Annotated in this window: 17 protein-coding genes; 6 read left to right on the top strand and 11 right to left on the bottom strand. The window is 70.4% G+C overall.

Annotated features, from left to right (window positions below):
- Window position 1: 1 nt before the first annotated feature.
- The 7 genes from ilvN to EXE42_RS06200 all read right to left on the bottom strand — a co-directional run bounded on the left by ilvN (window position 2) and on the right by EXE42_RS06200 (window position 7,700).
- Entirely contained in the window at window positions 2–685 is a 684-nt protein-coding gene (ilvN, locus tag EXE42_RS06230; RefSeq protein WP_092921654.1) for an acetolactate synthase small subunit, read from the bottom strand.
- Window positions 682–2,493 carry a biosynthetic-type acetolactate synthase large subunit gene (gene ilvB / locus EXE42_RS06225; protein WP_092921652.1) on the bottom strand — a complete coding sequence of 604 codons (1,812 nt, stop codon included), beginning with the start codon at window positions 2,491–2,493 and terminating at the stop codon, window positions 682–684. Before ilvB ends, ilvN begins: the two co-directional genes overlap by 4 nt.
- A gap of 373 nt (window positions 2,494–2,866) precedes the next feature.
- Entirely contained in the window at window positions 2,867–4,027 is a 1,161-nt protein-coding gene (locus EXE42_RS06220) for a LeuA family protein (protein WP_199240737.1), read from the bottom strand.
- Window positions 4,028–4,453: 426 nt separating this feature from the next.
- On the bottom strand, window positions 4,454–5,290 hold the full coding sequence (locus EXE42_RS06215; protein ID WP_137693844.1) for an ABC transporter ATP-binding protein: 837 nt from the start codon (window positions 5,288–5,290) through the stop codon (window positions 4,454–4,456).
- Window positions 5,274–6,143, bottom strand: a complete 870-nt coding sequence (locus EXE42_RS06210) for an ABC transporter permease (protein WP_092921646.1) — start codon at window positions 6,141–6,143, stop codon at window positions 5,274–5,276. The genes EXE42_RS06215 and EXE42_RS06210 overlap by 17 nt, the downstream gene beginning before the upstream one ends.
- Window position 6,144: 1 nt before the next feature.
- The gene (locus tag EXE42_RS06205; protein ID WP_137706119.1) at window positions 6,145–7,122 is read right to left on the bottom strand and encodes a substrate-binding domain-containing protein; all 978 of its coding nucleotides are present in this window, start codon (window positions 7,120–7,122) and stop codon (window positions 6,145–6,147) included.
- Between the two features lie 299 nt (window positions 7,123–7,421).
- Window positions 7,422–7,700, bottom strand: coding sequence for a hypothetical protein (locus EXE42_RS06200; protein WP_137706118.1), 279 nt, complete (start codon window positions 7,698–7,700; stop codon window positions 7,422–7,424).
- Window positions 7,701–7,886: 186 nt separating this feature from the next.
- On the opposite strand from EXE42_RS06200, the gene EXE42_RS06195 reads away from it, so the two are divergent.
- The 3 genes from EXE42_RS06195 (at window position 7,887) to EXE42_RS06185 (ending at window position 10,498) form a co-directional block, all read left to right on the top strand.
- Window positions 7,887–8,816 (top strand): 1,4-dihydroxy-2-naphthoate polyprenyltransferase, encoded by a 930-nt coding sequence (locus EXE42_RS06195; RefSeq protein ID WP_092921640.1) that lies wholly within the window; start codon window positions 7,887–7,889, stop codon window positions 8,814–8,816.
- On the top strand, window positions 8,813–9,961 hold the full coding sequence (locus EXE42_RS06190; protein WP_137706117.1) for a mandelate racemase/muconate lactonizing enzyme family protein: 1,149 nt from the start codon (window positions 8,813–8,815) through the stop codon (window positions 9,959–9,961). The genes EXE42_RS06195 and EXE42_RS06190 overlap by 4 nt, the downstream gene beginning before the upstream one ends.
- Before the next feature lie 75 nt (window positions 9,962–10,036).
- Window positions 10,037–10,498, top strand: coding sequence for a DUF5799 family protein (locus tag EXE42_RS06185; protein ID WP_137706116.1), 462 nt, complete (start codon window positions 10,037–10,039; stop codon window positions 10,496–10,498).
- Between the two features lie 40 nt (window positions 10,499–10,538).
- Here EXE42_RS06185 and EXE42_RS19235 read toward each other — a convergent pair whose 3' ends face one another.
- A complete protein-coding gene (locus EXE42_RS19235) occupies window positions 10,539–10,688 on the bottom strand; it encodes a hypothetical protein (RefSeq protein ID WP_199240736.1) in 150 nt (49 codons plus the stop codon).
- 100 nt (window positions 10,689–10,788) lie between these two features.
- Window positions 10,789–12,633 carry a hypothetical protein gene (locus EXE42_RS06180; protein ID WP_321167821.1) on the bottom strand — a complete coding sequence of 615 codons (1,845 nt, stop codon included), beginning with the start codon at window positions 12,631–12,633 and terminating at the stop codon, window positions 10,789–10,791.
- A 401-nt stretch (window positions 12,634–13,034) separates the two neighbouring features.
- Between EXE42_RS06180 and EXE42_RS06175 the strand changes: the two genes are divergently transcribed.
- Window positions 13,035–14,105, top strand: a complete 1,071-nt coding sequence (locus EXE42_RS06175) for a phosphotransferase family protein (protein ID WP_092921632.1) — start codon at window positions 13,035–13,037, stop codon at window positions 14,103–14,105.
- A gap of 29 nt (window positions 14,106–14,134) precedes the next feature.
- On the opposite strand, the gene EXE42_RS06170 is transcribed toward EXE42_RS06175, so the two are convergent.
- Window positions 14,135–14,932 (bottom strand): aldo/keto reductase, encoded by a 798-nt coding sequence (locus tag EXE42_RS06170; protein WP_137706114.1) that lies wholly within the window; start codon window positions 14,930–14,932, stop codon window positions 14,135–14,137.
- A gap of 117 nt (window positions 14,933–15,049) precedes the next feature.
- Here EXE42_RS06170 and EXE42_RS06165 point away from each other — a divergent pair, with 117 nt between their 5' ends.
- Window positions 15,050–15,979, top strand: a complete 930-nt coding sequence (locus EXE42_RS06165) for a DUF5821 family protein (protein WP_137706113.1) — start codon at window positions 15,050–15,052, stop codon at window positions 15,977–15,979.
- Window positions 15,980–16,006: 27 nt separating this feature from the next.
- On the opposite strand, the gene EXE42_RS06160 is transcribed toward EXE42_RS06165, so the two are convergent.
- On the bottom strand, window positions 16,007–17,527 hold the full coding sequence (locus EXE42_RS06160) for an aldehyde dehydrogenase family protein (RefSeq protein WP_092921626.1): 1,521 nt from the start codon (window positions 17,525–17,527) through the stop codon (window positions 16,007–16,009).
- 89 nt (window positions 17,528–17,616) lie between these two features.
- On the opposite strand from EXE42_RS06160, the gene EXE42_RS06155 reads away from it, so the two are divergent.
- Complete coding sequence (locus tag EXE42_RS06155; RefSeq protein ID WP_092921624.1) at window positions 17,617–18,354, top strand: helix-turn-helix domain-containing protein; 738 nt, start codon at window positions 17,617–17,619, stop codon at window positions 18,352–18,354.
- Window positions 18,355–18,507: the final 153 nt, after the last annotated feature.

The raw sequence follows: 18,507 nt of genomic DNA, 5'->3' as shown, positions 1-18,507 counted from the left end.
GTCAGTCGTCGTGGGTGGTCGGTTCGCCGGCCGTTCCGGGCTTCTCTCCGGGCGCCGTCGGTGTGTCTCCGCGCGCGAGGGCGGTCGGTCCGGTCCGCGCTATCTCGACGATCCCGAACCGCTCGAAGGCGCGGATCGCGCCGTCGATGTCGGTTTTGTCGCCGGTGAGTTCGACGGTGATCGTCTCGGGGCCGGCGTCGGCCGTGCGGCCGTCGTACATCTCGGAGACCGCCTGGACCGCGGCGGGGTCGTCGGCCTCGACCTTCAGTAGGACGAGCTCCGAGGTGACCGCGTCGCCGGCGACCTCGCCGACCGAGATGACCGGCTTCAGCTTCGCCATCTGCTTTTCGATCTGGTCGATGCCGGGGTCCGTCTCCTCGACGACCATCGTGATCCGCGAGTGGCCCTCGACGGTCGTCGGCCCGACCGTGAGGCTCTCGATGTTGAACTGGCGGCGAGAGACGAGCCCGGAGACGCGCGCGAGCACGCCCGGTTCGTCCTCGACGAGGGCGGAGATGACGGCGCGCCGCGACTCGTGTTCGGCCTCGACGACGGGGTCGATCCGGATCCCCTCGAGGTTCCGACGCCCCTCGGGATGGTCGCGCTCGTCCGGGCCGGGCTGCTCGCCCGGGAGGGGCCGGGAGTCCGCGTCGGGAGCCCCCGACTCGGACGCGTCGCCGCTCATAGCTGGTCCTCCGCGGCCGCGAACTTCCCGTTCGCGCCGCCGCTCGGCACCATCGGGAGGACGTTCTCCTCGGGGTCGACGTGGAAGTCGACCACGGCGGGCCCCTCGTAGTCGAGCGCCTCCTCGACGGCGGGCGCGACCTCGTCGTAGTCGTCGACTCGCAGGCCCAGCGCGCCGAACGCCTCCGCGAGCTTGTCGAACTCGGGCATCCACGTGTAGTCGGAGGCCATGTGACGCCCCTCGTAGAAGGCGTCCTGCCACTGGCGCACCATCCCGATGTACTCGTTGTTGAGCACGGCGATGGTGATGTCCAGCTCCTCGCGAACGGCCACGGAGAGCTCCTGCATCGTCATCAGGAAGGAGCCGTCGCCGTCGAAACACACCACGTCGCGGTCCGCCTCGCCCATCGTGTCGGCCGCGACGCGGGCGCCGACCGCGGCGGGAACGCCGTATCCCATCGTGCCGAGCCCGTGCGAGGAGACCCACGTCCGGGGCTCCGAGTACGACCAGAACTGCGAGGCCCACATCTGGTGTTGGCCGACGCCGGTCGTCACGATGGTGTCGTCGTCGGTCGCCTCGTCGAACGCCTCGACGACGAACTGCGGCTTCAGCGGCTCGTCGTCGGGGGTCGCGTAGGTGAGCGGGTACGTCTCCTTCCACTCGGCGCACCGGTCGCGCCACGCCTCGGCGTCTGGCGCCTCGCGGACCGCGGCGGTCAGCTGGTCCAACACGCGCCCGGCGTCGCCGATCAGCGGGTAGTCGGCGTGGACGTTCTTGCTTATCTCCGCGGGGTCGATGTCGACGTGGATCACCTCGGCCTCGGGCGCGAACGTGTCTATCCCGCCCGTCAGCCGGTCGTCGAACCGCGTACCGACCGCGATCAGGCAGTCGGTGTGGGTGATCGCCAGGTTCGCGTAGCCGGTGCCGTGCATCCCCGCCCACGAGAGACAGAGGTCGTCGTCCTCGGGGAACGAGCCGATCCCCGGCATCGTCGTCGTCACTGGAATCCCGTAGCTCCGGGCGAACGTCCGCGCCTCGTCGCTCGCGTCGGCCTTGATGACGCCCCCGCCGAACAGGCAGACGGGCCGGTCGGCCGACTCGATTGCGCGCGCGGCCTCCTCGACCGCGTCCGGGTCGGCGTTCGGGTCGGGGTCGGTCCCCGCCGGCGGCGCCGCCGGACCGGGCGTTCGGTCGGTCTCGTCCTGCGTCACGTCCTTCGGAAGGTCGACCAGGGTCGGGCCGGGGCGTCCCGCGCGCGACAGCTCGAACGCCTCGCCGACGGTGTCCCCGACGGTGTCCGCGCCGCCGGCGAAGTAGTTGTGCTTCGTGACGGGGCGAGTGACGCCGACCGTGTCGGTCTCCTGGAACGCGTCGTTGCCGACGAACTCCGTCGGCACCTGTCCGGTCAGCGCCAACAACGCGTCCGAGTCCATGTCCGCGTCGGCGATACCGGTGACGAGGTTCGTCGCGCCCGGGCCGGACGTGGCCATACAGAGCCCCGGCTCCCCGGCGACGACGCCGTAGGCGTCGGCGGCGTGGGCGGCGCCCTGCTCGTGGGCCATCGTTACGTGTCGGATCGACGAGTCGTATAACGCGTCGTAGACGGGCATGATCGCGCCGCCCTGAACCCCGAAGGCGGTCTTCGCGCCCGCCGCTTCGAGGGCGGCGACGACCGACTCGGCGCCGGTCGAGACCGGGCCGGCGGCGGGGGTCTCGTCGGCGTCGGGGGTCCCGTCGTCGGCTCCCGCCGGCGGCTCCGTAGAGCCCTCCGGCTCGTCTTCTCGTGTGTGTGCTGCTGTGTCGCTCATTGTCGTGGTGGTGTTCGGTGTGGCATCTGGCGGGTGGTGTCGGTCGCTGCGAACGCGGTGCGGACGGGATCGCTCTTTTCGGACGCGGAGCGCGACTCCGTGCGTCGGAGACGGTCAGTCCGCCGGCGGTCAGCGGTGCGTCGCGTCGGTGAGGAAGGGATGATGTAGGGGGTCAGACCCCTACGATGATCGGCGCGACGGCTCCGGGAACGCGCGTTCGCCCCGCGGCCGCGGCGTGCCGTCGCATCTCGCTCGGAGCAACGCGGGCGGGGTATAAATTCCTGTCGGGGGTCCGGGACGAGACCCCGGTCGGGCTCCTCGCAGGACCGCCCTCGCGGTCGCTCGGGGAGCGCTCCGGTCGAGGAGGCGGGCATCAGACCCTGACCTCCTCCTCGCGCGTGACGTCCGCCTCCTCGGCGAACCGCTCAACGTCGCCGGCGGTCACCTGCCGCTTGCCGGCGCCGTACTCCTTGACCCGCTTGGTGATCGTCCGGACCTCGCTGTCCGTCGGGTCGAAGCCGGCCTCAACCAGGTGCTTGCGCACGCTGTGGGTACCGGTGTGTTTGCCCAGCACGAACTCGCGTTCGGCCCCCACCATCTCCGGGGTCATCACGCCGGTCTCGAACGTGTCGCTGTTCTCGATGACGCCGGCGGCGTGGATGCCGGACTCGTGGGCGAACGCGTTGCGTCCGGTGATCGGCTTGTTCGCCGGCACCGGGATGTCAGAGGCCTCCTCGACGATCCGGGCCAGCTTGGTGATCTGAGTCGTGTCGATGCCGGTGTCGACGCCGTACACCGACTCGACCGCCATGACGACCTCCTCGTACGCGGCGTTACCGGCGCGCTCACCGATCCCGTTGACCGACACCTGCGCCTGCTCGGCGCCGTTCTCGAAGCCGGTGACCGCGTTGGCCGCGGCCATACCGAAGTCGTCGTGGGTGTGGACGTCGACGCGGGCGTCGGTCGCCTCGACGACGGCCTTCACCGTCTGCCCGAAGCTGGTCGGCATCCCGACGCCGCAGGTGTCGGGGATGTTGATCCAGTCGGTGCCCGCCTCGGAGACGGCCTCGACGATGTCGGTCAGGTAGTCCGGGTCCGTCCGGGTGGCGTCCATCGGCGAGAACATACACTCGACGCCGGCGTCTTTCACCCGCTCGACGGCGTCCACCGCGCGCCCCTTCGCCTCCTCGCGGGTCGCGTGCATCGAGTCCTCCAGCTGAACGTCGCTGGTGGAGACGAACACGTGGACCATCTCGACGCCGGAGTCGATGGCGGCCTCGATGTCGCCCTCGACGACCCGCGCCAGCCCGCAGACGGTGGTGTCCGTCGCGGCAGCGATGTCGCTGACGGCCTCGAACTCCGCGTCCGAGTTGACCGGGAACCCCGCCTCGATGACGTGGGTGTTCATGTCGTCCAGCGTCGCCGCTATGCGGCGTTTCTCATCGTAGCTGAACGACGTGCGTGGTGACTGTTCTCCGTCTCGCAGGGTCGTGTCGAAGATCCTGACAGGACCGATATCGACGTTAGAAGCTATCGTGCCCTGGAAGAACTCGATCCGCCGGGGTGTCCGACGAAGCCTCCGTGATGTCTGTCATCGGTTCACGACAAGACGGTTGGGTACTTAACGGTTTGGACGATCGCAAAATCGGAGCGGACCGGCAGTTCGGATCGGCGCTCGGCGCGAACAGCAAACCGCACGACAGCGACGACATACAAACACCTTAAGGAGGTTATACGCACACCGGTGATCCGACCGGTATTCCGATCCGGAAGCCAGTTAATAAGCAGAATCGACGTTCGTTTCGTTCGAACCGCGGCCGGCACGCGGTCCGGCGAGGGGTTCGAGCCGGTCGGCGCGCGTTGCGAACCGGGGCCCTCCAAGGTCGGCGCGCGTCGCGAGCCGAGGGCCCTCCAAGGTCGGCGCGCGTCGCGAGCCGAGGGCCCTCCAAGGTCAGCGCGGCTACCGACCGAGGGCGTCCGTCACCTCGCGGCGGAGCGCGACCAAGTCGGCGTCCGCCCGGTCGCGGGGGCGGTCGATGTCGACGTCGACGACGGACGCAACCGTGCCCGGTTGGCCGGAGAGGACGACCACGCGGTCCGCGAGGTAGACCGCCTCCTCGACGTCGTGAGTGACGAGGACGACGGTCGTCCCGCGCTCCTCCCACACGTCGAGCAGGTGGTCCTGTTGGTCCGCCTTGGTCAGGCGGTCGAGCGCCGAGAACGGCTCGTCGAGCAGCAGCACGGAGGGGTCGTACGCCAGCCCCCGCGCGAGCGACACGCGCTGGGCCATCCCCCCGGAGAGCTCGTCCGGACGGCTCTCGGCGAACCCGTCGAGCCCGACCGTCTCGATCAGGTCGTCGACGCGCTCGCGGGCCGGCGGGCTCGCAGGGTCGACGTCGGACGGGAGCCCGACCGCGACGTTCTCGCGCACGTCCGCCCAGTCGAGCAGCCGCGGCTCCTGAAACACCATGCCGACGGCGTCGCTGCCGCCGTCGCGCACGTCCGTCCCGTCGACCGCGACGCGGCCGCCGAACTCGGCTTCGAGCCCCGAGAGCACGCGGAGCAGCGTCGACTTCCCGCAGCCCGAGGGGCCGACGACGGCGACGAACTCCCCGTCCGCGACCGCGAGGTCGACGCCGTCGAGCGCGACGGTGTCGTCGTACCGCTTCCGGAGGTCGTCGACCGCGAGGACCGGGTCCGCGGTCGACGAGTCGGGATCGGCCTCGCCGGTCGGCGTCGCCGCGTCGACCCCGTCGGCCGACGACGGGGTGACGTCCGCGTCAGCGTCCGACGACACGGTTCCTCACCTCCTTCACCGCGACGTCCGAGCAGTTACCGAGGAAGGCGAAAAGCAGGATCGAGCCCACGATGATGTCGGGCCGCGCGAGGGCCCGCCCGTCGCTCAGCAGGAACCCGATCCCCTGGCTCGCCGCGATGAGCTCGGCGGCGACGACGAACATCCACGCCAGCCCGACGCCGCCGCGGATCCCGACGAGCAGGTCCGGGAGCGCGGCCGGGAACACGACCCGGCGCAGCGACTCGACGCGCCCGAGGTCGTACACCTCGGCGACCTCCAAGAGCTCCTCGTCGACCGCCGCGATCCCCGTCGAGAGGTTGAGGTACACCGGGAAGAAGGCGCCGACCGAGATGAGCAGCACCTTCGCGGTCTCGCCGATGCCGAACCAGAGGAGGAACAGCGGCACCCACGCCAGCGACGGGATGTTCTTCAGGCTCTGGAGCAGGGGGTCCAGCAGGTCGCTCGCCGTCCGCGAAAGGCCGGTGAGAGTCCCGAAGACGGTGCCGACGACGATTCCGAGGCCCGCGCCGAGCGCCACGCGCTGGAGCGTGATGGCGACGTGGCCCCACAGCTCTCCGGACGCCGCCATCCCGTAGAGGGTCTTCGCCACCCGAAGCGGCGGCGGCAACTGGTAGGCGGCGAAGACGCCGGTCGTGACGAGTGCGTGCCAGACGACGACGAGAGCGAGGGGAACGAACAGCCCGAGCAGCGGCCGGAACCGGCTCGCAGAGGGGACGGGGATCGGGCCGAGCGTGCGAGGCTCCGCGGCGCGGGCCGACCCGCCGGCGTCCGACCCGTGACGGGCGTCGGACTCGCGGGAGACGTCCGACTCCCGGCGGGTGTCGGCGGCCATCTCAGACGACCCCGCTCGCGAACTCCGAGTCGATCAGCTCGTCGACGGCGCCGGCGGGGTCGGCGTCGTCGGTCACGAGGTCCTCGCGTTCGAGGATCGGCGAGAGGTTCGACAGCAGCTCGCGGTGCGGTTCGCCCGGGATCGGCCGGGAGAGGTCGGTCCGCTGGGTGAACACGCGCTCCGCGACCGGCTCGGACATCCCCGAGGCGTCCGCGAGGATCCCCGCTGTCGCCTCGGGGTTCTCGATGGCCCACTCGCGACCCCGCTCGTAGGCCTCGAGGACGCGACGGGCGTCCGCCGTACGGTTCGCGAGGAACCCGTCGAGGAAGTTGAGGAAGCCGTACGTGTTGTACCGCGGCTCGCGGAAGAACAGCTCCGCGCCCTCGTACTCGAGTTCCAGTTCCGCCATGTGGGGATCGAGGCCGGCCCAGGCGTCGACGTCGCCCTGGATGAGCGCGGACTGCCCCTCCGGGTGCTGGAGGTGGACGATCTCCACGTCCTCCGCGCTCAGTCCGGCGTCCTCGAGCGCCTGAAGCAGGAAGAAGTACGGGTCGGTCCCGCGGGTGGCGGCGACGCGCCTCCCCTCGAGGTCGGCCGCCGACTCGATGCCGGTCTCCCGGAAGGTCACGAGCGCGGTCCACTCGGGATTCGAGTAGACGTACGGCGTCGTGATCGGCACGCCGTTCGTGCGGGCCATCAGCGCCGCGATCCCGGCGGTCGAGGAGACGTCCGCCGCGCCGCTTTGCGCGTACTCGTTGGCCTGGTTGCTCCCGAGGCTCAACACCCACTCGACGTCGGTGCCGGTGTCCGCGAACGCCGCTTCGAGCCACCCCTTCTCGCGCAACACGAGACTGACCGGGTTGTAGTACGCGTAGTCGACCGTCACCGTTCCGGATTCGCCGCCGCTTCCCGCGCAGCCGGCGAGCAGCGAACCGCCGATCGCCGCGCCGGTACCGCGCAGGAATTGTCTTCGCTCCATCGTGACTCCTCGTACCGGTGCCACTCATAAACCGATATGGCTATTAAGAATATTCAGCTACGGCTATGATGCTTATCAGTTATTTATTTTCGTCAATGAGTACCGTTTACACGGGCGGCGATCGCCGCGTCAGGGTCGCTGACATCCAGATATGCGTTTCTGACCCCATCTCACGCCTCGACGAAGCCGTTCGGCTTCCGTTCCGGGTATCGGACCATGTTGCTGGTTGTTTGCGGCGGTCGCGCGGTCTGCCGTGAGAGCCCACCCGACTGCGAGGTCCGGACGCGTCGCCGGCCCGGCTACATTCCCATGTCGGCGGCGGCGTCCGGCACCGGAAGCTCCGAGACGGCGACACCGAGCAGTTCGGCGGCGTGGTCGAGCGCCATGTCGAACCCGTAGTACCGCTCCAGTTCGTCGCCGTCGGGGCCGGGACGGACCTTCAGCATGGCGTACCCCTCGACGTTCTGCGCGACGGTAGCCTCGCGGCCGTCAAGCGAGAAAGTGAGCAGTCGCTCGCCGTCGGCCTCCTCGTATCGCGCCGCGATGCCGTTCGCCGACGCGGCCTCCGTGTCGGTCATACGAGCGCTACGGGCCGATCCCTGTCGAATCTGTCGATCGCAGCGCGTCGAGGACGACGCGACGGCGGCCCGAACACGGTCGTCCGCGTGCGCGACGCGGTATCGCTCGCCGCGACTCGGTATCGACGCGAAGGGAGACGAAACGCGATGGCAAGCTTAAGGAACGACACGCACCAACGGGCGGCAATGACCACCGAGGTGACTCGTCGGCGGGCGTGGGTGATCGCCGCCCGCCCCCAGACGCTCCCGGCGGCGGCCGCGCCGGTGATCGTCGGCGTCGGGCTCGCGCTCGCCGACGGCGTGTTCGCCCCGCTGCCGGCGCTGGCGGCGCTCGTCGGCGCGGCGCTGATCCAGGTCGGCACGAACTTCGCGAACGACTACTACGACGCGATCCAGGGCGCCGACACCGACGACCGCGAGGGGTTCACCCGCGTCGTCGCCAGCGGCCTCATCGAACCGACCGAGGTGAAGCGAGCGATGTGGCTCACGTTCGCGGCCGCGATCGGCGTCGGTACCTACCTCGTCGTCGTCGGCGGCGTTCCGATCGTCGTGATCGGGCTCGCCTCCGTCGCCGCCGGGATCGCTTACACCGGCGGCCCGTACCCGCTCGGCTACCACGGGCTCGGCGACCTCTTCGTGTTCGTCTTCTTCGGGGTGATCGCGGTGACGGGGACCTACTACGTCCAAGCGGCCGCGCTCCTCTCCGGGTGGTTCCCGGTGGGTGTTCCCGACGGCACCGTCACGCTCGCGGCGCTCGTCGCGAGCCTCCCGATCGCCGCGCTCTCGACGAACATCCTCGTCGTCAACAACCTCCGCGACCGCGAGGAGGACGCCTCGACGGGCAAGCGGACCCTCGCCGTCCGGTTCGGCTACCGCTTCGCCCGCGCCGAGTACCTCGCGATGCTCGCGCTGGCGTACCTCGTCCCGCTGTGGTTCGTCGCGCGCGGCGACGGCCTCGCGACGCTGCTCCCGCTCGTCACCCTCCCGCTGGCGGCGTCCGTCGCCCGGACAGTGCTGACCGAGACGTCCGGCGAGGCGCTCAACCCCGCGCTCGAATCGACCGGCAAACTGCTCGCGGCGTACGCCGTCGCGTTCGCGGTCGGCCTCGCGGTGTGACCCGCGATTACCCCCGCGACGAGAACCCCCCAGTCACGGTGCGACACCGCCCGTTCGCCCTCGACCTGACCCGCCCGCTCGGCACCGCTCGGGGGAAAATTCGCAGTCGAGAGGGGTTCGTGATCGCGGTCGAGCGCGAAACCGGGGTGACCGGCGTCGGCGAGGCGACCCCGCTTCCGGGGTGGACGGAGTCGCGGGATGCGTGCGCGACGGCGCTCGACGAACTCGACGGTCGAGCTGAAGCCGAACCGCCGCTGGAGTCGCTGAACGCCGAGGCGACTCCGGCGGCCCGGCACGGCGTCTCCCTCGCGCTCGCCGACGCCGCGGCCCGCGACGCCGGGGAGCGGCTCGCGGACCGGCTCGCGGACGGCGCCGGCGTCGAATCCGCGCCCGCGGACGCCGTCCCGATCAACGCGACCGTCGGGGACGCCGGACCGGACGAGACCGCCGCCGAGGCGAGGCGGGCGGTCGAGGCGGGGTTCGACTGCCTCAAGCTGAAGGTCGGCGCCCGCGACGTCGACGCCGACGTCGAGCGCGTCCGCGCGGTCCGCGAGGCGGTCGGCGACGCGGTCGCGCTCCGCGCCGACGCGAACGGCGCGTGGGACCGCGGGACGGCGCGCCGCGCGCTCGACGCGCTGGCCGCCTTCGACCTCGCGTACGTCGAGCAGCCGCTCCCCGCGGACGACCTCGACGGACTGGCGGCGCTCCGTGAGCGCGACCCGGCGGACGGCAGCGGGGGCGGGACCGGCGGGGGCGACGGTGGCGGCGGCGTCCCGATCGCGGCCGACGAGTCGGTCGTCGACCGGGGGATCGACGCGGTGCTGGACGCGGGCGCCGCCGACGCGGTCGTCCTCAAGCCGATGGCGCTCGGCGGGCCGGACCGCGCGCTGGCGGCCGGGCTGCGGGCGCGGTCGGCCGGCGTCGACCCGGTCGTCACCACCACGATCGACGCGGTCGTCGCGCGGACGGCCGCCGTCCACGTCGCGGCCGCGATCCCCGACGTCTCCCCGTGCGGGCTCGCGACCGGAGCGCTGCTCGACGAGGACCTGGCGCCCGATCCCTGTCCGATCGCGGACGGGCGGATCGCGGTCCCGGCCGGCCCGGGCCTCGCGGGCGGCGCGTTCGACGACCTCCGGCGGTGGTAGCGGGCGGGACCGCCTCCGTTCCGTGGCTCGTCGTCGGGGAACGGACTTTTCACCGCGACCGCCGAACGGAGGCGCATGAGCGAGTGGACCGACGCCATCGTCGGCGAGCGGATGACCGTCGACAACCAGTTCAACGAGCGCGTCGCGGCGTCGCGCTTCTCCAGCCAGGAGTGGGGACTGATCATGACGGCCACGGAGCTGGAGATAGAGGACGCCGACGACCCCGAGGCCGCTCGGGTCGTCGCGGACACGTCGAGCCTCCCGGCGATCATGCCCGAACTCGAGAACCTCCGGTCGCAGATGTCCGGGATGGGCGGCGCGCCCGGCGGCGGCGGCGCCGGCGATTCCGGCGGGTCAGGCGGCGGCGTCGTCGACTCGATCAAAGGTGCGCTCGGGCTCGGTGGCGGGTCCGGCGGTCCCTCGGACGAGGAACTGGAGGCCGCCGAGCGCCTCGTCCAGGAGTACGCCGACGAGCTACAGGCGCACCTCGAAGAGGTCGGCAAGTGGGAACAGGTCCGCGTCGCCTACCAGGAGTAGGGCCGGCTCGCGGCGGCCGCGGCCGGTCCGCCGACCGCAGTCACTCCACGTCGCTACCGCGGAACAGCGTGAGCTCCTCGGCCTCGTAGATGCTGATGAGCTCGCTGACGATCTCGTCGTACTCCTCGTCGTCGACCCGGATCGTGTCCAGCCGCTCGACCGTCTCCTCGTCGAGGTGGATCTGGGGCATGCGTGGCGATTCATGGTCGAGGCAATATAAATCACCGGCAGTGCCCCGTTTGCTGGCCGGTACTCACAGTTCGCGGGCGGTGGAAGTGCTCGGAGCTCGGTCAGTCACGGCACTCGGACTCCGCGTCGGGGAAAGAGGAGTCCGCCGAGTCGTGAGACGGTGCTCGCCGCGCCAACTCGTCAATCCGTCCCGCAGTGAGCACGTCGTTCTGGAGGTAGGTTTCGTCGGAGAATCGAAGAGTGGGTCCACGCATCTTGTGTATCTGAAGGATCTCCGTGATGGTTACTTCACCAACGTCGCGCTCCGTCCCGGCCAAGAACGGAGTCGCGTCGAGGAATTCAGCCTTCATTGTGACCTGGCTACCGAGGAGAGCCTCGGTCGAGAGGAAGGAGCGGTACCGGAATCGATGTGAGCCCGACGCGGTCGGGTGAACCGAAAACACCTGCGCCGGCAGCCCCCTGTCCACGGCGACGACGCTCCCGGGATCACCGACGAACCGCACCGCTAGCTCCGTCGAGCCGAACGCCAGTCGAGCCGCGGCGGCGATCGGAAAGCCCGCAGCGAGGAGTCCCACGAGCCGCCGAGCACAGTCCGGTTCGAGGGCGTCCTCGAACGCCGCGCCGCTCACGCTCCCCCGCTGGATCGCGCCGACGACGGGCGCAAGATCGGCGGTTCTCGCAAAGACGGACACCGTGGGGGCCGCCAGTCCATCCTGTCCGGTTTCGCCCGTGAACTCGACGAGGCCGTCCGCGGCCTCGACGATACCGTCGTAAAGCGGTAGGTCGCAGATGACGAGGTCAAGTGTCGCATCGGACAGCGTCTCGGCGACCACGTCGCGGTCCGGTGATGCTCGGACCGACCAAGAGTCGACACCATCGGGGACGGCTGGGGTGGACAGCGACTCCCGGAGCCGTCGCGCACGCTCGTCGCCGCCAGTCAGCAATGCGACGCGCACCGCTCCGCGGTCCGTCGTCTGACGACGAAGGCGGTTCTCGTACGCAGTCGGCGTGAGAAGCGAGCTCCACGCAGGAACAGGTCCAGCCTGTGAGAACGAGCCCGATCCGCTGACGTGGTCCGCCGTCGCCACCGCGACCGGCGCGTTCGTCGGTTCGGACCCGCGAGCGTCGCGGACGCGGATCGGTGCGATCAGGCGAGTGAGGTGTGGAAGCAGCTCCATGGCCTCGGGGACCGGACGCAGCGTCGCCTCTGTCGACGAGGCGGGCGTATACGGCGCGACCGTTTCGGGGTTGACCTCGAGATACTCCATCAGCCTCTCGCTCATCGACAAGTTGGCGAGTTTCGGGGGATAAAATGGGAGTTCCGGCCCGACCGCGTCGTACTCGTACCGGTTCGACGGAATGTAGCCCTCAGTTCGTGAGAGCGTGTCGAGGAAGAACCACGTCCGAAGCAGCTCGGTGACGCGTGCTTCGAGCGCGTGACCCTCGGTCGGGAGCCGCTCCTCGTAGCCGTTATCGAGCCGGATCGCCGGCGCGTCGCCCGTCCGCATCTGCGCGCCGAGGTAGTACGACAGCGTCGAAAGCCGGTACACGTCGGGGTATGTCGGTCGGACGACCACTTCGACGCCCGTGTCCGGTGTCGCCAGCGAACTGGGAATGTCGAGCGCTTCGCCGCGTTCGATCCGCGGTGGATGGCCCCGCAGCGTCGGCCAGGACCGTTCGGGAGAGAACTCTCGGATGGATGAGCCGAGCATCGACACCGCCTCCGCGAGCGCGCTCGGATCGTCGGGAACGGTGATCGTCTCCTCGGGGCGCGTGTGGAGCGACCGAGCACCGACGGTTACCGTGTGCGGGCGCTCGAATGCGAACTCGATGCTCTCGGGGCCACTCACGCCGCTTACCGTGATCTCGGCGTCCTCGCACCGGATATACGATTTCACTACGCCACTGATGTCTATACAGTAATCGCCGCGCGGGTATTCCGTCAACCCATCGGGCGTCGAGATGAAGTCACCGCTCGCGTCGCGGACGTTGACCGCCGAGTACCCCGCGACCGAGACGGCGTTCGCCTCGAAGCTGACCGCCCCGTCGACCGGGAGCGGGAATAGTTCGGGGAGCGCCGGTGAGAGCTCCGGCTCGCGGTCGACGCGAAACTCCATCCGCTCGCCCTCGATCACGTCCCGGACGGTGAGCGTCGTCCCGTCGACTTCGAACCCGATCCGTCCGTCCGGCGACCCGTCTTCCACTATGTCGTTTGGGTTCGCCAACACGTATGAGGGTGTCGTTGATCGCCGCGATCCGGGATTCTGATGCGTGTACCTCGATTTCACGTGACACGGTGTGATATCTCTGACAACAATTTTAACACCGGTCGGGGGAGAGAAAACCCATGGACGGCGGCGAATCGACGGCGATCCCGCGGGCCCTCACGGAGGCGTTTCCGGACCGGGCGGTCGACCGGCTGACCGGCGTCGGCCCCTCCTGGAACGGCGCCAACGAGACGGTCGGCGTCGTCTTCACGGACGGTTCGCGGGCGTTCCTCAAGGTCGCGCTCGCCGACGAGAGCCGTCGGCTCGCCCGCGAGCGCGCCGTGCTCCGGTACCTCCGAGCGCACGGTCCGGTTCCGGTGCCCGAGGTGCTCGCGGCCGATCCGGACGGCGACCCGGCGTACCTCGCGACGGCACCGGCGCCGGGCGAGGGGCTGCTAGAGGTGTACGAGGCCGCGAGCGACCGGGAGCGCGAGCGGTTGCTCCGGCGCGTCGGCGCCGCGATCGCCGCGCTCCACGCCGACCGGTTCGCGAGTCACGGCGAGATCGTCGGCGCGGGGAGCGGATCGGGGACGGAAGGCGGGGCGGACGCGGATCCGATCGAGGGGAGCGACCCCCCGAGCGGACTCGCTATCGAGACCGCACCGTGGACGGACGTGCTGCTCGCGACGATCGACCGGACTCGCGAGATCGGCACGTCCGAGCGGCTCGCCGAGCACTACGACGCGGTGATCGACTGCGTCCACGCGAACCGGGACCTGCTCGACGGCGCGCCCGCGGCGCTGCTCCACGGCGACGTGACGAAGCCGAACCTATTCGTCGCGGCCGAAGGAGACGGAGCGGACGCGCGAGGCGCGTCGAACGGGAACGCCCCGGGCGTCGCGATGATCGACTGGGAGCTGTCTCACGTCGGCGACCCCGCCCGGGACCTCGTCCGCGCGGAGGACCAGCTGCTCAACGGCTTCGACTCGACCGGTCCGGAGCGGTTCGCCGCGGCGCTCCGCGCGGGCTACCGCGACCGAGCCGGCGGACTCCCGGAGGGTTTCGAGCGCCGTCGCCCCGTCTACGAGGTGGTTCGGATGCTGGGGCGCTCGGGCTTTATCGACCAGTGGGCGACGTACCTCGACGAGCCGCTCGACTTCCTCGTCGAACGCGCGGACGCGGAGCTGCGGGCGCGGCTCGACGCGGTGTGACCGGTCGCTCCTCCCGAACGGCGGCCCCCTCACCGGTTCCACGCCGCGTCGTCCGGGTCGATCTGCCGCTCTCCGGGGTCGAGCGCGTCGATCGCGTCGAGGTCGGCGGCGGGGAGGTCGACGTCGAGCGCGCGCAGGTTCTCGCGCACGTGGTCGCCGCGCGCCTTCGGGATCGGCGCGACGCCGCGGTCGAGCGCCCACGCGAGCGCGACGACCGCCGACGAGAGGCCGTTCCGTTCCGCGATCTCGACCACCGCCGGGTCGTCGAGGATCTCGCCGCGGCCGAGCGGGGAGTAGCCGACGAGGCGATGGTCGAGCTCGTCGGCGAGGGCTCGCAGTTCCGGCTGGCGGAACCGCGGGTGACACTCGACCTGGTGGGCCGCGATCGGCGCGTCGAGGATATCGGCGGCCTCGCGCAGCAGGTCGGGGGTGAAGTTCGAGACGCCGACGTGGTCGGTTACCCCCGCGTCGCGGAGGTCGTCGAACGCCGGCAGCGTCGCCGCCGCGTCGTACGCACGGATCGGCCAGTGGACGTACAGGAGGTCGACGCGGTCGAGGCCGAGCCGGTCGAGGCTCGCCCGCGCGGTCTCCCGCACGTCGTCGGGCGCGAGGTTCTCCGGATGGACCTTCGTGGCGACGACCACGTCGTCGCGGTCGACGTCGCTCTCGGCGATCCCCTCGCCGACGGCGGCCTCGTTGTCGTACATCTGCGCGGTGTCGACGTGGCGGTAGCCGGCGTCGAGCGCCGCGGCGACGGTGTCGGTACAGGTCTCGGGGTCGTCGAGCCCGGACGTTCCGAGCCCGATCGACAGGTCCAGCGGTGGCACGCGATCCCGTTCCGCCCGCGGAGTGAAAAAGGCGCGCGAGCCGGCACGACGGGATCCGAGGGCGGGTGTCTCCCGGCGACCCGCACTCTTAATCCGTCGCGCCCGTAGGACGGGTCGATGGCGACCGGGCCCGCGCTGCCCTCGACCCCGGAGCCGCTCCCGCTGGGCGTGCTCTCGGACCCGATCCTCGTCGACCCCGGACCGCGACTGCTCCGCGCGGTCGTCGAGGCGTACCGCGAGGCCGCCCCGGCGCTCGCCGACCCGAGCGTCGCGGATCTAGCGAGCGGGGCGAACGAGGACGGCGGGGACAGCTCCGACCCGTCGAACCTCCCGACGCTGAAGGCCTTCGCGGGCGAGAGAGCGGTCGACGCAGCGACCGCGGGGTTCGGACCGGCGAGCCGGCTCGCGGCGCTCGTCGACGCCGGCGTGGTCGACCTCCGCGTCCTCGATGCGCCGCAGCCGAACCCGGTGCTCGCTGGCGAGGAGACGGGGTTCGCGCTGGTGGAATCGGAAGACTGTGAAGCGGTCGGAGCGCCGAGTCGGTGGCACCGGGTCGGCGGCGACGCCTCGCTCCGCGAGCGGTACGCGTCGGGGTTCGCGGACGCCGAACCGCACCGGCTCCGGACGCCGACCCGGCGGCGAGTCCACGAGGGGTTCGCGGACCGGTGCGACGAGTCCGTCGCGGCGGCGGTGCTCCGGGCGCTCGACGTGACGGAGGAATCGGAGGAGGCGGACCGCGCGGTGGATTCGGAGCTACCGACCGACGGCCCCGATCCGGAGGAGACGCGCGTCCGGGCCTACGCGGTCGGCGCCCGCGAGAAGGTCCTCGACCGCACCCTGCGCCGGGCCTGCGAGGACGCCGGACTCGGGAGCCCGTCGACGTTCACGCGGGTGAAGCGGCTGCTCCGCGAGGCCGACCTGATCGAGACCGTTTCCGAGCCGCAGCCGGTCGGACGCCCCCGGGAACGGCTCGCGGCGCGCGGCGCGCTCGAAGCCGCCGAGACGCCCGCGGAGACGGTCGCGGCGGTGCGGGGCGTGACGGAATAAGGCACGTCGGTCCTCAGTCCGGACCGGTCAGTCGTCCTTCGTCTTGATGTCCGCGGAGAGTCCCTGCGCCATCTCGATCTCCTTCGAGTTGTTCAGGGTCCACGCGGTGCGGTCGGTGACGGCCTCGATCGCCTCGCGGGCGGAGGGGTAGCCGTTGCCGGACTTCTTCACGCCGCCGAAGGGGAGCTGGACTTCGGCGCCGATACACGGGAGGTTCCCGTACGCCAGCCCCAGCTCGGCGCGGTCGCGGTAGTAGTTGATCTGCCGGTAGTCCTCGGAGATGATCGCGCCGGCGAGGCCGTACTCGGTGTCGTTCTGTATCTCGACCGCGCGCTCGATGTCGCCGTCGTACTCCATGAGCGCGACGTGCGGCCCGAACACCTCCTCGCGGGTACACCGCAGGTCCGCGTCGGGGTCCGCCTCGTAGACGAACGGCCCGACCCAGTAGCCGTCCTCGTGGCCGTCCGGGATCTCCTCGTCGTCGAGATCGGTCCGGTCGACGAGTACGTTCACACCCTCCTCGCGGGCCGCCTCGTTGTTCCGGGTGACCTTCTCGCGGTGTTCCGCCTCGATGAGCGGCCCCATGAAGGTGTCCTCGTCGAGGGGGTCGCCGACCGCGACCGACTCCGCGACCTCGACGAACCGCTCCTTGAACTCGTCGTAGACGTCCGTGTGGACGATCAGTCGCTCGGAGGAGACGCAGCGCTGACCGGTCGTCTTGAAGGAGGACATCAGCGCCGAGTGGACCGCGACGTCGAGGTCCGCCGCCTCGGTGACCACGATGGCGTTCTTCCCGCCCATCTCGCAGGCGGCGCGCTTGCCGGCGACGCCGCCGAGCTTGTCTTGGATGTGGTGGCCGACCTCCGCGGAGCCGGTGAACAGCACCGTCGAGACATCGTCGTGCTCGACGATCGCGTTGCCGGCGTCGCCGAACCCCTGGACCATGTTGAACACGCCGTCGGGGATGCCGGCGTCGTCGAACATCTCCGCGATGATCTGCGCGCACCACGGCGTCTGCTCGGCCGGCTTGAAGACGACGGTGTTCCCTTCGACCAGCGCGATGGCCATGTGCCAGTACGGTATCGCGACGGGGAAGTTCCACGGCGTGATACAGCCGGTGACGCCGCGCGGCTTCCGTCGCATGTACGCGTCCTTCGACGGGATCTCCGAGGGGACGATGTCGCCCTTCGGGTGGCGGGCGTCGCCCGCGGCCCACTCGACCATGTGCGCGGCCTCGACCACGTCCGCTCTCCCCTCGCTGATCTCCTTGCCGCACTCCTTGGTGACGATCTCTCCGAGCTCGTCCGTGCGGTCGCGGAGCTCGTGGTACACGTCCCAGAGGTACTCCGCGCGCTGGATCCGCGAGAGCTCGCGCCACTCCTCGAACGCCGCGTCCGCGGCGTCGACCGCGCGGTCGACGTCTTCGGGGGTTCCCTGACGAAACTCCCCGAGCGTCTCTCCGGTCGCGGGGTTCTCGCTCTCGAAGGTCTCGGACCCGTCGCCGTCGACCCACTCGCCGTCGATGTAGTGTTGGTACGGCTGCGCCATGTTCGGCACATCCCGTCGGCACGTCCAAATAACCCACCCTACCATGGTCGGCAGGGTCTTTGTCATGTGGTGCCAAGGAAAGGTGAACAATGGCGACAACCGACGCGGACGGGGCGGGAGAGTGGGCCGGAACCAGGCTCACGCTGGACCTGTGGCATCCGAACTGCTGGGCGATCGAGGCGACGAAAAAGACCGGCGGTGGCGTCCTCGCACACGCGATATACAACTCACCGAGGGCCGAGAGCGACGCGCCGAACACGGTGAACGGCCTGTTCACGGCGTTCGGAGACACGAACGAGGAGGTCGAAGCGCTGCTCGACGCGATCCGCGAGTCCGACCGCGCGGGGAACCTGCTCGAACTACAGGAGCGGTTCGGGCGCGCTCGGGACGCCCCGGGAAACGTCGTTCGCGAGTTCTTCTTGGAGTACGACCCGGCGGACATGGTGTGCCCGACGCTGCTGGAGTACGGCTTCGTCCACAGCGCGCCGGTCCGGATCGAAGAGGGACGAGAGGAGTGGCAGGTGTGTTTCGTCGGGGAGCGCACGGAGATCCGGGAGTCCCTCGACGCGGTTCAGGAGGCGGCCGGCGCGGAGGTGACGGTGGAGTCGATGTCGTCGTCGGGGCACGCGGGGCGGACCCCCCGCGAGCAGCGGCTCGACACGCTGACCACGACCCAGCGGAAGGTGTACGAACACGCCCGCGATGCGGGCTACTACGAGTGGCCCCGAGAGGCGTCGACGCGCGAGCTCGCCGACGACCTGAACGTCTCGAAGACGACGCTGCTCGAACACCTTCGGAAGGCGGAGTCGAAGCTGCTGGACCCCTAATCCGCGGTGTCGACAGCGGAGCGAGTGTTACGGAGCGTCAGTTGCGATACGATATTTAAATACCCGCAAGTGGCGGCGACGAGTGCTTATAAATGAAGGCGGTGGCGCGTGCCGGTGAGCGCCGCACCGCGGCGCGAACCGCACGCGCGAGGG

Origin of the sequence: Halorubrum sp. SP3 (assembly GCF_005435195.1) — an archaeon.
Classification (GTDB): domain Archaea; phylum Halobacteriota; class Halobacteria; order Halobacteriales; family Haloferacaceae; genus Halorubrum; species Halorubrum sodomense.
The sequence above is the reverse complement of the archived record's forward strand: the minus strand, read 5'-3'. Positions and strand labels throughout refer to the sequence as shown.